The organism is Streptomyces sp. NPDC001070, assembly GCF_053598835.1.
The window spans coordinates 151,490-165,118 of sequence record NZ_JBSFLB010000005.1; the positions used below are offsets into that span (position 1 = coordinate 151,490).

The 13,629-nt window shown below is 70.7% G+C and carries 9 protein-coding genes; 4 read left to right on the forward strand and 5 right to left on the reverse strand.

Going from position 1 to position 13,629, the window contains the following annotated elements; translation table 11 throughout:
* Positions 1–36: 36 nt before the first annotated feature.
* The 3 genes from ACWDAS_RS08330 to ACWDAS_RS08340 all read right to left on the reverse strand — a co-directional run bounded on the left by ACWDAS_RS08330 (position 37) and on the right by ACWDAS_RS08340 (position 3,430).
* The gene (locus tag ACWDAS_RS08330; protein WP_450388064.1) at positions 37–963 is read right to left on the reverse strand and encodes a sugar ABC transporter permease; all 927 of its coding nucleotides are present in this window, start codon (positions 961–963) and stop codon (positions 37–39) included.
* Positions 964–1,018: 55 nt separating this feature from the next.
* The gene (locus ACWDAS_RS08335) at positions 1,019–2,020 is read right to left on the reverse strand and encodes a carbohydrate ABC transporter permease (protein ID WP_450388065.1); all 1,002 of its coding nucleotides are present in this window, start codon (positions 2,018–2,020) and stop codon (positions 1,019–1,021) included.
* 135 nt (positions 2,021–2,155) lie between these two features.
* Positions 2,156–3,430: an extracellular solute-binding protein gene (locus ACWDAS_RS08340; RefSeq protein ID WP_450388066.1), complete on the reverse strand. Its 1,275-nt coding sequence runs from the start codon at positions 3,428–3,430 to the stop codon at positions 2,156–2,158.
* 325 nt (positions 3,431–3,755) lie between these two features.
* Between ACWDAS_RS08340 and ACWDAS_RS08345 the strand changes: the two genes are divergently transcribed.
* From ACWDAS_RS08345 to ACWDAS_RS08355, 3 genes are read left to right on the forward strand one after another with little or no spacing between them, the layout of a single operon-like run.
* A complete protein-coding gene (locus ACWDAS_RS08345; RefSeq protein ID WP_450388067.1) occupies positions 3,756–5,387 on the forward strand; it encodes a glycoside hydrolase family 13 protein in 1,632 nt (543 codons plus the stop codon).
* Positions 5,388–5,412: 25 nt separating this feature from the next.
* The gene (locus tag ACWDAS_RS08350) at positions 5,413–6,501 is read left to right on the forward strand and encodes a LacI family DNA-binding transcriptional regulator (protein WP_450388068.1); all 1,089 of its coding nucleotides are present in this window, start codon (positions 5,413–5,415) and stop codon (positions 6,499–6,501) included.
* Positions 6,502–6,538: 37 nt separating this feature from the next.
* Positions 6,539–7,378, forward strand: coding sequence for a phosphatase PAP2 family protein (locus ACWDAS_RS08355; protein WP_450388070.1), 840 nt, complete (start codon positions 6,539–6,541; stop codon positions 7,376–7,378).
* A gap of 51 nt (positions 7,379–7,429) precedes the next feature.
* Here ACWDAS_RS08355 and ACWDAS_RS08360 read toward each other — a convergent pair whose 3' ends face one another.
* A complete protein-coding gene (locus tag ACWDAS_RS08360; RefSeq protein ID WP_450388071.1) occupies positions 7,430–10,390 on the reverse strand; it encodes a bifunctional [glutamine synthetase] adenylyltransferase/[glutamine synthetase]-adenylyl-L-tyrosine phosphorylase in 2,961 nt (986 codons plus the stop codon).
* Positions 10,391–10,632: 242 nt separating this feature from the next.
* On the opposite strand from ACWDAS_RS08360, the gene ACWDAS_RS08365 reads away from it, so the two are divergent.
* Positions 10,633–12,960 (forward strand): N-acetylmuramoyl-L-alanine amidase, encoded by a 2,328-nt coding sequence (locus ACWDAS_RS08365; protein ID WP_450388072.1) that lies wholly within the window; start codon positions 10,633–10,635, stop codon positions 12,958–12,960.
* A 124-nt stretch (positions 12,961–13,084) separates the two neighbouring features.
* On the opposite strand, the gene ACWDAS_RS08370 is transcribed toward ACWDAS_RS08365, so the two are convergent.
* Positions 13,085–13,492 (reverse strand): hypothetical protein, encoded by a 408-nt coding sequence (locus ACWDAS_RS08370; RefSeq protein ID WP_450388073.1) that lies wholly within the window; start codon positions 13,490–13,492, stop codon positions 13,085–13,087.
* Positions 13,493–13,629: the final 137 nt, after the last annotated feature.

A 13,629-nucleotide genomic window follows, 5' to 3' on the forward strand; every position in this document is an offset into this window, starting at 1 on the left:
CCGGCCGGTCGGGCCGGGTGCCCCGGGTGGTAAGGGTCAGGACTTGGCCGCGCCGGCGGTGAGGCCGGTGACCAGGTGGCGCTGGACGATGTAGAAGAACCCGGACGCGGGAAGGGCGATGAGCACGGAAGTGGCCGCCATCAGGTCCCACTGGTTGTCGTGCTCGCTGATGAAGGTGGTCAGGCCGACGGCGAGGGTGTACTTGTCGTCGCCGAGCATGAGGACCGACGCGTAGGCGACCTCGCCCCAGGCGGTGAGGAAGGTGTAGAAGGCCGCCACCGCCAGGCCCGGCCGCGCCAGCGGGAGGATCAGCCGGTAGAAGGTGCCGAACGGGGTGAGGCCGTCGACCCGGCCGGCTTCGTCGATCTCCTGGGGGATGGTGTCGAAGTAGCCCTTGAGCAGCCAGGCGCAGTACGGCACCGCGGTGGTGCAGTAGACCAGGATGAGCGCCCAGTAGGTGTCCAGCAGGTCCAGGCTGGCCAGGATGTTGTAGAGCGGCACGATGAGGATGGCGACCGGGAACATCTGGGTCACCAGGAACGTCCACATCAGCTGCCGGTGGCCGGGGAAGCGCATCCGGGAGACCGCGTAGCCGGCGCTGGCGGCGATGAACACGCCGAGCACGCAGGTGCCGAGGGCGACGATCATGGAGTTCACGAACCACTGCAGGAAGTTCGTGTCGCCGAGGACCTTGGTGTAGTTCTCGAAGCTGAACTTGCCCGCGATCCCTGCCGGGTGGAGGAAGTCGGTCTTGTCCGGGCCGAAGGAGACCCAGGCGATCCACAGGACCGGGAAGGCCGCGATGAAGCTCGCGAAGAGCAGGACGGCGTGGATCAGCACCGAGGCGCCGCGGCTGCGCTCCCCGCGGCCCCGGGGCCGGCGTCCGGCGGAGGTGCGGGAGCCCGCGGCGGGGCCCGGGTGCTGGGTGGCTCCCGTGACGGGAAGGTCTGCGGTGGTGCTCATGGGGGGGTGGCTGCCTCTCTCTCGTCGTGGCTGGTGTCCTGGCCGGGGCCGGCCGTCAGGCGGTGGCGTTCTCGTTGCGGGCCAGCCAGCGCCGGTAGACGGAGGCGAAGACGATGAGCATGGACAGGATGATCACGCCGTACGCGGCCGAGCCGGCGTAGTCGCGCGGGTCCTGCCCGAAGCCGAGGCGGTAGGCCCAGGTGACCAGGATCTGGGCGTCCTGGCCTGCACTGGCGCCGAACAGCAGGAAGATGACGACGAACTGGTTGAAGGTCCAGATGATGCCGAGCAGGATCACCGTGCTGCTCACCGAGCGCAGCCCGGGGAGTGTGACGAAGCGGAAGCGCTGCCACGGGGTGGCGCCGTCCATCTCGGCGGCTTCGTACAGCTCGCTCGGGATCGACTGCAGACCGCCGAGCAGCGAGACCATCATGAAGGGCACACCGACCCAGGTGTTGACCAGGATGGCGGAGGTCTTCTGCCAGAAGGAGTCGCTGAGCCAGGCGGGCGTGGGCAGGTGGGCCCAGCCCAGCACGGTGTTCAGGATGCCGCCGTCGTCGGCGAGGATCAGCCGCCAGGAGAAGACGGTGACGAAGGTGGGGACGGCCCAGGGGAGGATCAGGACCAGCCGGTAGAAGGTGCGGCCGCGCAGCTTGCGGTTGAGCAGCATCGCGAGACCGAGGCCGAGACCGTAGTGCAGGGTGACGCAGACCACGGTCCAGATGATGGTCCAGGTGAAGTGCGGCCAGAACTGGTGGTCCGCCCCGGAGAGGATCTCCGTGTAGTTCTTGAAGCCGACCCAGGAGAAGGAGTCCGGGATCTTGTTGACGCCGATCGTCCGCCCGACGTTCTGGCTGTTGGCGTCGGTCAGCGACAGGTAGATGCCGCGGACCAGGGGGTAGAGCACCAGCACGCCTATGACGGCGACGACCGGCGCCACCATGGCCCAGGCATACCAGTTGCGGTTGTACGACTGCCGGATGCGGCGGAGCGGACCGGGGCGCGGCGCGGCGCCACGCTTGGTCTTCCGGGTCCCGCCCTGGACGGCGACGGTCATCTTCGGCACCTTTTCGAGAGGTTCTCAGAGGTTGGTACAGCCGCGTCACACGGCGGGGAACCATGCGTGCCGACGCGGGTGGGCCGTCCGGTCCGCCTCCCGGCTTCGGGGAGGCGGACCGGACGGCTCAGGGCCTTACTGGAAGTCCTTGACGAGCTTCTTGTAGGCCTCGGCGGTCGCGTCCAGACCCTTCTGGGTGCTGACCTTGTTCTGGAGGATGTTGGTCAGGCCGGTGTTGAAGTCGGCGAACAGCGAGCTGTACTCCGCCAGCTCCGGACGCGGACGGGCGACGTCGGCGAGGATCGACTGGAAGTCGGCGACACCGGGAGCGGCCTTGACCTCGGCGGTGTAGGCGGAGGTGCGGGTCGGCAGGGTGCCGTTCTTCAGCGTGATCTGGGCCTGGGTCTCACCCGAGGTCATGAAGCCGACGAACTTCTCCGCCGCCTCCTGGTGGGCCTTGTCCGAGCCGGCGTAGACGGCCAGGTTGTGACCGCCGGTCGGGGCGCCCGCCTTGCCGGTGGAGCCGGCCGGGACGGAGGAGATGCCCAGGTTGGCCTTGTCCGTGAAGGCGGAGCCCTTGTAGATGTTGGTCAGCTCCCAGGGGCCCTGGATGATCATGGCGACCTTGCCGCCGACGAACGCGTCCTGCATGTGGGCGTAGGAGTCGGCGGTCACGTCCAGCTTGTGGACACCGGGGGAGGCGAGCACGGACTTGCTCACGTCGACGGCCTTGACGGCCTCGGGCGAGTTGATCGTGATCTTCTTCGCCGAGGCGTCGACCATGTCGGTGCCCTCACCGAAGAGGAAGGGCAGCTCGTAGTACGAGTCGGCACGCATCCAGAAGCCGTCGACCTTGTCCTTCGCCTTGACCGCCTTGGCGACGGCCTTCAGCTCGTCCCAGGTGGCGGGGGCCTTGTCGAAGCCGGCCTTCTTCAGCAGGTCCTTGTTCCACATCAGCGCGAGGGTGTCGGTGACGATCGGCGCACCGTAGGTCTTGCCCTCGTACTGGGCCTGCTTGAGCAGGGACGGGTTGATGTCGTCCTGGTTGTCCAGCGCCGGGGTGCCGTCCAGCGGCGCGAGGAACTGGGACTTCGCCCAGGAGGCGGTCCAGCCGACCTCGGCGCGGATGACGTCCGGGGCGCCCTTGCTGCCCGCGGCGGTCTGGAACTTGTTCTGCGCCTGGTCGAACGGCACGTTGACGTACTTGACCTTGATCTTCGGGTTCGCCTTCTCGAAGTCCGCGATCAGGGCCTTGTAGGTCGGCGCCTCGTTCGTCGCGTTCGAGGTGTCCCACCAGGTGATGGTGACGGGACCGCCGGCCTTGTCACTGCCGCTGTCGTCGCCGCCGCAAGCCGTCGCCGCAAGCCCGAGCGCCGCAACCAGCGCGGTGGCCGCTATGCCACGCCGCATGTGATCTCCTCCAGGATGAAAGCCCGTGATGGTGCGGGGCGCGTTGCCGCGTCCCTCCTGCCGACTGCGCCATTGCGGCCGCCGGGCTGTCGAGGAACGTAACAGGGATGAAAGCCTGACGAAAGACCTTGCTGCAAAGACTTGCAAGATCTTCCGATCGTTACATCCGTGTGTCCTCGCAGTTGCACAGAGGAGACGTGGCGTGGGAATCTCAGCAGCCTGGAAGCTGTTGCGCGATCTTCCGCAAATTTCTGAAAGACATTGCCGATCGAGCGGCGGATCGGAATCATCGACAGGAAACGGCGCCGACTCACGAGGGACTGACATGACCCAAGAGCTCGCCCCCGCCATCCACGACGCGACCGACGAGACCCCGGCCACCCCCGAAGGGGGCGCTCCCGGCTGGTGGCGCAGCGCCGTCATCTACCAGGTGTACGTGCGCTCCTTCGCAGACGGCGACGGCGACGGAGTCGGTGACCTCCCCGGCATCCGGGCCCGGCTGCCGTATCTGGCGGAACTGGGCGCCGACGCGGTCTGGCTGACCCCCTTCTACGCCTCCCCCCAGGCGGACGGCGGCTACGACGTCGCCGACTACCGCAGCGTCGACCCCCTCTTCGGCTCCCTCGCGGACGCCGACGCGCTCGTCCGCACCGCCCACGAGCTGGGCCTGCGGGTGATCGTGGACATCGTCCCGAACCACACCTCCGACCGGCACGCGTGGTTCCGGGCGGCGCTCGCGGACCGGCGCGGGGGGCCGGCCCGCGAGCGCTACCACTTCCGCCCCGGAACGGGCGAGCACGGCGAACTGCCCCCCAACGACTGGGAGTCGGTCTTCGGCGGGCCCGCCTGGACCCGCGTCGCAGACGGCGAGTGGTACCTCCACCTCTTCGCTCCCGAGCAGCCCGACCTCAACTGGGACCACCCCGAGGTCCACGAGGAGTTCGACGCGGTCCTGCGCTTCTGGCTGGACCTGGGCGTCGACGGTTTCCGCATCGACGTCGCGCACGGCATGGTCAAGGCCGCCGGGCTGCCCGACATCGGGCAAAAGGAGCAGGTCAAGATGATCGGCTCCCAGGTGCTGCCGTTCTTCGACCAGGACGGGGTGCACGAGATCCACCGCGGCTTTCGCCGTCTGCTCGACACCTATGGGGGCGAGCGCATCGGTGTGGCCGAGGCCTGGGCGCCCGACGCGGAGCGCATGGCGCTGTACGTACGCCCCGACGAGCTGCACCAGGCCTTCAACTTCCACTTCCTGCAGTGCCCGTGGGATGCCGGGGCGATGCGCGCGGTGATCGAGGAGTCCCTCGCCGCCACCGTCTCGGTCGGCGCCCCCACCACCTGGGTGCTCTCCAACCACGACGTGGTCCGCCATGCCACCCGCTACGGCGGCGGCACGACCGGGCTGCGGAGGGCCCGGGCCGCGGCGCTGCTGATGCTCGCGCTGCCCGGTTCCGTATACGTCTACCAGGGTGAGGAACTGGGCCTGCCGGAGGTCACCGATCTGCCGGACGGGGTCCGCCAGGACCCCTCCTTCTTCCGGGACAACGGCCAGGACGGACTGCGCGACGGCTGCCGGGTACCCATCCCCTGGACCACCGACGGCCCCAGCCACGGCTTCGGCCCCGCCGGCAGCTGGCTGCCGCAGCCCGCGGGCTGGGGGGAGCTGAGCGTCCAGGCCCAGACCGGCGACCCCGACTCCACGCTGGAGCTGTACCGCTCCGCCCTGCGGCTGCGACGCGAACTGCCCGGCCTCGGCGACGGGCCGATGCGCTGGCTGGACGCCCCCGAGGGGGTCCTGATGTTCTCCCGGCCCGGCCTGGTGTGCACCGTCAACGCCAATCCGGTGCCGGTCCAACTCCCGGTGCCGGGGCGTCCGGTGCTCTCCTCGGAGCCCGTCTCCTTCGCCGGAGGATCCGTCCGTCTTCCGGCTGATTCGTGCATCTGGTGGGCGATCTGAGATGCGACCGGTACAGTCCAATCCTGTGACCGCAAGGCTTGCCGACATCGCAGCCCAGGCGGGGGTGAGCGAAGCGACCGTCAGCCGTGTCCTCAACGGCAAGCCCGGGGTCTCCGCCGCCACCCGCCAATCCGTGCTGGCCGCCCTCGACCTGCTGGGCTATGAGCGGCCCGTGCGACTGCGTCAGCGCAGCGCCGGCCTCGTCGGGCTCATCACCCCCGAACTGGAGAACCCGATCTTCCCGGCCTTCGCCCAGGTCATCGGGCAGGCCCTGACCCGCCAGGGATACACCCCGGTGCTGGCCACCCAGACCCCGGGCGGCTCGACCGAGGACGAACTGGTCGAAATGCTCGTCGAGCGCGGTGTCGCCGGGATCATCTTCGTCTCCGGCCTGCACGCCGACTCCACCGCCGACATGGAGCGCTACGACCGGCTGCACGGCCAGGGCGTGCCCTTCGTCCTCATCAACGGTTTCTCCGACAAGATCAAGGCGCCGTTCGTCTCGCCCGACGACCGGGGTGCGATGCGACTGGCCGTCACTCATCTGGCTGCACTCGGACACGAGCGGATCGGCCTCGCGGTGGGACCCAAGCGGTTCGTCCCCGTACAGCGCAAGATCGAGGGCTTCCTGCGCAGCATGGAGGAGGTGCTGGGCATACCGGCCGACGAGGCCGCCGACCGCATCCAGCACTCCCTGTTCACCCTCGAGGGCGGCCAGGCCGCCGCGTCCGGCCTGATCGACGCCGGCTGCACGGCGGTGGTGTGCGCCTCCGACATGATGGCGCTGGGGGCCGTCCGCGCCGCGCGGCAGCGGGGGCTGTCCGTACCGGGGGACGTCTCCGTCGTCGGCTTCGACGACTCCCCGCTCATCGCCTTCACCGACCCGCCGCTCACCACGATCCGGCAGCCCGTCACGTCCATGGGCCAGGCCGCCGTGCGCGCTCTGCTCGAGGAGGTCGGCGGCACCCCGGCGCCGCACAGCGAGTTCGTCTTCCTGCCCGAACTGGTCGTCCGCGGTTCGACGGCATCGGGCCCCAAGGCCGGGGCAGCCGTACCCGTACAGCAGTCGGCCGGGAGGCGTACACCGGATGCACGGAATCCCACCGGGGGTTGATCGGACGACACCGGACCGCATGGCAGACTATCGCCCCATGGGGGAATCGACAGCGAAGATCATGGCCCACCGCAGCGGCGTCGCGCCGCGCTCCATCGATTCCCGTGACGCCGATGGAGCGACGACGGGCAACGGGCTGCTGGCGCCACGCCGTCCCCGGCTGTGGTTCGAGATCCTGCTGATCGCGGTCAGCTACTGGATCTACTCTCTCGTGCGCAACGCCGTGCCCGAGCAGCAGGACGACGCGATGCGGAACGCGGACCACGTCTGGGGTCTGGAGCGATCCCTCGGGCTCGCCTTCGAGCACGCGGTCAATCATGCCGTGAACTCCGTAACGTGGCTCATCGTCGCGATGAACTATTACTACGCGACGCTCCACTTCGTCGTAACCCTCACCGTGCTCGTCTGGCTGTTCCGCAGGCACCCCGGGCGCTACGCGCCGACCCGGCTCGTGCTCTTCGTGACGACCGGCATCGCCCTGCTCGGCTACTACTTCTTCCCCCTGGCGCCGCCCCGGCTGATGGAGGGCGGCGGCTTCATCGACACGGTGAAGATCCACCACACCTGGGGGTCCATGGCCTCCGGCGACCTGGCGCACGTCTCCAACCAGTACGCCGCCATGCCGTCCATGCACATCGGCTGGTCGCTGTGGTGCGGCATCACCGTCGCGATGCTGGCGCGGTGGGCCTGGGTGCGGGTGCTGGGCGTGCTCTACCCGGTGGTCACGCTGCTCGTCATCGTCTCCACCGCCAACCACTTCTGGCTCGACGCCGCCGGCGGCACCCTCTGCCTCGGTGTCGGCTTCGCCGCCTCCTGGGCGGTCTACGGCGGCCTCGCCTACCGCCTGCCACGGCAGGTCCGCGTCGCCACGGCGTAGCGCCGCGACCCAGGCTCCGCCGCCCGCTCCCCCGGCTCCGGCCCCGGCGGGCTACGTGTCGTAGAAGAGGCGTTCCACCACCGCGCGGGCGCGGCGGGTGGCGCGGCGGTAGTCCTCGACCATGTCGCCGACGTGGCCCGGCTCGTACCCGAGGTACCGCCCCACCGCCGCCAGCTCCTTCCCGTCGCCGGGGAAGGTGTCCCCGGGGCGGGCCCGGACGAGCATGACGGCGTTGCGCATCCGGCTGGCCAGGATCCACGCGGCGTCCAGTACGGCGGCGTCCTCGGCGGGGACCAGCCCCGCCTCCGCGGCCGCGGCGAGCGCCGGCCGGGTACGGGTGGTCCGCAGTCCCGGGACCCCGGCGGCGTGCTGGAGCTGCAGCAGCTGCACGGTCCACTCGACGTCGCTGAGCCCGCCCCGGCCCAGTTTGGCGTGGGTCGTGGGGTCGGCGCCGCGCGGCAGCCGCTCGGACTCCATACGGGCCTTGAGCCGGCGGATCTCGCGGACCTCCTCCTCCGTCAGCCCGTCGGCCGGGTGGCGCAAGGGGTCGACGAGGGCGATGAAGCGCGCGCCCAGGTCCTCGTCCCCCGCGACCGGTTCGGCGCGCAGCAGGGCGTGCCTCTCCCACACCAGGGACCAGCGCCGGTAGTAGGCCGCGTACGAGGCGAGCGTGCGCACCAGCGGTCCGCTCTTGCCCTCGGGGCGCAGGTCGGCGTCGATGAGCAGCGGCGGGTCGGTGGTGGGGATCTGCAGCAGCCGGCGCAGCTCGTTGGCGACCTTCAGGGCGGCACGGGAGGCCCGGGGCTCGTCGACGCCCTCGTGCGGCTCGTGGACGAACAGGACGTCCGCGTCGGAGCCGTAGCCCAGTTCGCGACCGCCGAAGCGGCCCATGGCGATGACCGAGAACCGGGTCGGCAGGGCCTCGCCCACGGCCGCCTCGACGGCGTTGACCGCGGCCTGGAGGGCCCCGGTGACGGCGGCGGCGTTGAGGTCGGTGAGGGCGGCGCCGACCGCGTCGGGGTCCTCGCGGTGGACGCCGGTGAGGTCGGCGGCGGCGGTGCGGAACAGCTCGCGGCGGCGGACCCCCCGTACGGCGGCGACGGCCTGCTCGGCGGAGTCCGCGCGGTGGACCGCGGCCAGCACCTCCTGGTCCAGGGCGGCGCGCGTCCGCGGCTGCAGTCCCTCGTCGTCGCCGAGCAGGGCGACCGCCTCGGGGGCCCGCATCAGCAGGTCGGGGGCGAGCCGTCCGGAGGACAGGACGCGCGCGAGGTTGACGGCGGCGGCGCCCTCGTCGCGCAGCAGCCGCAGATACCAGGGCGTGCGGCCCAGCGCGTCGCTGACCTTGCGGAAGTTCAGCAGGCCCGCGTCGGGGTCGGCGGAGTCGGCGAACCAGCCCAGCAGCACCGGCAGCAGGGTCCGCTGGATGGCGGCCTTGCGGCTGACGCCCGAGGCCAGTGCCTCCAGGTGGCGCAGGGCGGCGGTGGGGTCGGTGTAGCCGAGTGCCTCCAGGCGCTGCTTGGCCGCGTCCGGGGTCAGGCCCACCTCGCCGGGGGCGAGCTGGGCGACCGCGTCCAGCAGGGGCCGGTAGAAGAGCTTCTCGTGCAGGCGGCGCACCTCGCGCGCGTGCCGCCGCCACTCTCGCTGCAGCTCGGAGACCGGGTCCGAGCGGAAGCCGAGGGAACGGCCGAGCCGCCGCAGATCGGTCTCGTCCTCGGGCACCAGGTGGGTGCGGCGCAGCTTGTGGAGCTGGATGCGGTGCTCCATCGTGCGCAGGAAGCGGTACGAGGTGTCGAGCGCGGCCGCGTCGGCCCGCCCCACGTAACCGCCCGCGGCGAGCTGGGCCAGGGCGGTCAGGGTGGTTCCGCTGCGCAGCGACGGGTCGGTGCGGCCGTGCACGAGCTGGAGCAGCTGCACGGCGAACTCCACGTCCCGCAGTCCGCCGGGCCCCAGCTTGAGCTCCCGGTCCAGGTGCGCGACGGGGATGTTCTCCACGACCCGGCGCCGCATCTCCTGCACGTCCTGGACGAAGTGGTCGCGCTCCGCGGCCTGCCACACCATCGGCGACAGCGCCTCGACGTACTCCTGGCCCAGCGCGGGGTCGCCGGCGACCGGGCGGGCCTTGAGCAGTGCCTGGAACTCCCAGGTCTTGGCCCAGCGCTTGTAGTAGGCCAGGTGGCTGGAGAGGGTGCGCACCAGCGGGCCGCGCCGGCCCTCGGGGCGCAGGTTGGCGTCCACCTGCCAGATGCTGCCCTCGACGGTGGTGTCCGAGCAGATCCGCATCATGTGGGAGGCCAGGCGCGTGGCGGCCTGCAGGGCCTTGGCCTCGTCGGCCTCCGGGCGGGCCTCGGCCACGAAGATGACGTCGACGTCGGAGATGTAGTTGAGCTCGTGGCCGCCGCACTTGCCCATGCCGATCACGGCCAGCCGGCACAGCGCGGCGTCGCCCGGCGCCTCCGCCTCGGCCATGGCCAGGGCGGCCCGCAGCGTCGCGGTGGCGAGGTCGGCCAGTTCCGCGGCCGTGTGCACCAGGTCGCTGGTGCCGCACACGTCACGGGCGGCGATGCCCAGCATGCAGCGGCGGTAGGCGACCCGCAGCGACTCGGGGTCGGTGGCGCCGGCCAGTCCGCGCTCGAATTCCGTCGTGCCCGGGTGCAGGTCCGCGTGCTCGTAGGTGACCAGGGCGTGCCAGTCGCGCGGATGCCGGGTCAGGTGGTCGGCGAGGGCGGCGGAGGCGCCGAGCACACCGAGCAGCCGGTCACGCAGCGGCTTGGCCGCGGTGAGCGTGTCGAGGAGGGTGCGCCGCTCCCCCGGGTCGAGGGCGTCCACCAGCCGTACGAGGGAGGCGAGTGCCTGGTCCGGGTCGGCGGTGGCGCCCAGCGCGTCGAGGAGGACCGGGTCGCTGCGCACCGGCGCGAGCTCGTCGCCGCCCAGCAGCGCCTCGGCCGCCGCGGCGTCGCTGAAGCCGTGTCGCAGCAGCCTCCCGAACCTGGTGTCCCGTCGCCCTTCCAGCACGCTGCCCGCCTTTCCCGGTGTCCCCGGCCGGGCCGATCCACCCAGCTGATCCGCCCAAGAGAGAGTATCCGCCCTGTCCCGGCTCTTTTACCTGACGGTATGACCGCTTTGGCCGGAATGGTGGCGCGGTGTGAGGGCGGTCTAGTCCTTCTGGTATAAAGCGCTTGCTGTTTCAGAGGTTTCATAAGTCAACCATCGGTACCCACAGCTACTCAGGGGTGGGACGGGGCGGGAAAGTGAGTATGAGGCGAATACGTCTGCGGGGGCGGGCCTGGCTTGCGGTCGGAGCGATCGTGCTCGGTGGGGCCGGAGTCGTGACGGCGGCGTCCGTGGCGAGCGGTCCCGAGGGGTCCGCCCCCTCGGCGGAATCGAAGGGGCCGGTGCCCAGCGCGGTCCAGTCGCTCGGACTCCAGGGCAAGGGCGGTGAGCGCACCCTGGCGCGGCGTGACACGAACACCTTCGGCCTGCTGGGCGTGACGTGGGACGACCCGCGCACCGAACTGGACGGCACGGTGCAGGTGCGCACCCGTTCCGTGAAGACCGGGCAGTGGTCCGACTGGCACCCGGTCGACGCGCACTACGACGACGCTCCGGACCCGAAGAGCGAGGGCGCCACCCGGGGCGGCTCGGCCCCGCTGTACGTGGGCCTGTCCAACGGCGTCGAGCTCAAGGTCGACTCGGCGGACGGCGCCTCGGGCACCCTTCCCAAGGGCCTCCGGCTCGATCTGGTCGGCGACGCCAAGAAGAACGGCACCGACGTCGCGATGGCGCCCGCCGCCTTCGCCGCCGACGCCGAGGACACCTCGACCCCGACGGCCGACCCCTCCGCGACCGTGACGGCGACCGACACCGCCACCCCGGACCCGGCCGGTTCCTCCCCGAGCGACACGGCGGCCCCGTCGACGTCGGCGCCGGCGAGCAGCACGCCGCCGGCCGGCGGTTCCTCGGCGTCCGCGAGTGCGTCCGCGAGCGCCTCCGCGAGCAAGTCGGCCTCGCCGTCCCCGAGCTCGACCCGGCCGACCGCCCCGGCGTCCACCGTGGCGAAGCCGGCCGTCGTGACCCGGGCCGGCTGGGGTGCCGACGAGAAGATCCGCGAGGCCGGCGACCCCTCCTACGGGGACAAGGTGAACGTCGTCTTCGTCCACCACACCGACACCGCGGCGAGCTACGACTGCGCCGACTCGGCCAGCATGGTGCGCTGGATCTACGCGTACCACGTGCAGAGCGAGGGCTGGCGCGACATCGGCTACAACGCCCTGGTCGACAAGTGCGGAAAGATCTTCGAAGGCCGCTTCGGCGGTCTCGACCTGCCGGTCATCGGCGCGCACACCTACGGCTTCAACACCCGCAGCTGGGGCATCGCCGTGCTCGGCACGTACCAGGTCATCAACGGCGTGGCGGCCACCCCCATCACCTCGCAGATGCTGGGCTCGGTCGCGGCGCTGTCCGCGTGGAAGCTCGGCCAGTACGGAATCGCGCCCAACCCGAGCACCAAGACGCAGTCCCTCGTGGAAGGTGCCAAGGACAGCTACGGGTTCACCTACGGGCAGACGTACACGTTCCAGCCGATCTCCGGGCACCGCAACGGCTACGCCACCGCCTGCCCCGGCCAGAACCTGTACGACAAGCTGGCCACGATCCGCTCCTACGCCGCCGGCGTCGCCGCGCCGACGCTGAACGGCGTCAGCGGCGCCAGCCTGTCCGGGTCCTCGTACTACACCAAGGGCACGGCCACGGTCTCGTGGAAGGAATCCACCCCGTACGCCGTCGTCAAGCGCTTCGAGGTCCTCGTGGACGGTGCCGTCGCGGCCACCGCGACCCGGACCGCCACCTCGGCGGCCATCACGGTTCCGGCGGGCAAGCACACGGTGACGGTGCGGGCGGTGCACATCAATAACAAGTCGGCGGTGTCGGCGTCCTCGTACACGATCGTCGGCGACACCACGAAGCCGACGTTCACCACCGCACCCGAGGTGAAGATCCGCAACGCCACCGTGTCCAGCACCTCCGTGCCGGTCACCCTGAGCTGGAAGGCCGCGGACAACGGGGCGCTCAAGAGCGTCGCCGCGACCGCGCCCAGCGCGGCCACCTTCGGCGCGACCACGACCTCGTGGAGCACCTCGGGCAAGGTGAACACCGCCGTCACGTACAGCGTGAAGGCCACCGACGCCGCCGGGAACTACACCACCGCCTCGGTGAGCCGCACGGCGTCGATCCTCCAGGAGACCTCGGCGACGAAGTCCGGGACGTGGACGGCGAAGAGCAGCACCAGCTACCTCGGCGGGAAGTCGCTCACCTCGTCCTCGAAGAACGCCAGCCTGACGTGGACGTTCACCGGCCGCTCGGTGGGCTGGGTGGTCTCCCGGGCCTCGACCTCCGGCCAGGCGTACGTCTACGTGGACGGTGTGAAGGTGACCACGGTGGACCTCAAGTCCTCCACCACCGCCTACCGGCAGACGATCTGGTCCAAGTCCTGGACCACCAGCGCCAAGCACACGCTGAAGATCGTCGTCGTCGGCACCTCCGGGCGCCCGGCGGTCACCACGGACGGCATCACGTACGTGAAGTGACGCCCTGAGGCGGCAACGAAAAGGTCCGGGGAACGCATCGCGCGTTCCCCGGACCTTCCCTTTGGCAGCGCTCACCACTCCCGCGCGCGGGCACCGGCGCGAGGCGCTGCGCTGCCGGCACGCCTCACAGAGGCAGCCAACCGGGCCACCCCACGGGCGTGCCGCCCGGTTGGCACATGCTCTCCGGATGCCCGGGAGAGACGTACCAGACCGCCAGCACCGGCCAGAGCAGCGCCGCCGTGGCGATGACCGTCAGCACCAGCGGCAGCAGCAGGCGTTGACGGCCGGTCACCTTGCGCATCACAGCCCACAGCACAGTCGACGCCATCGCCATGCCGGTGGCCGTGGCCACCAGCGAGACGAGTTGGTAGGCGCCATTGGCTCCGATATCGCAGTTCACCCAGGTACTGAACAGAACCAGCGACGTCATATACCCGGAGCCCAGAAAGACCGCCGACCCGATCAACCAGGCACCAGCGCTGTACCGCACCGCCTTCTCCGCAGGGGAAGTCGGTACTTCCTTTGTCTCCATGAAATTCGCCCTCCGGTAGAAATGGCGCGCCTGGCTGGTGGTGGAGTCGAGGTACGCCGCGTGGTTGTCGGCCGGGAACGTGGCCCGGTCCTGCTTCGAGAATCGGCCGGCGAGGCCGACCGTTGCGGGCCGGCTGC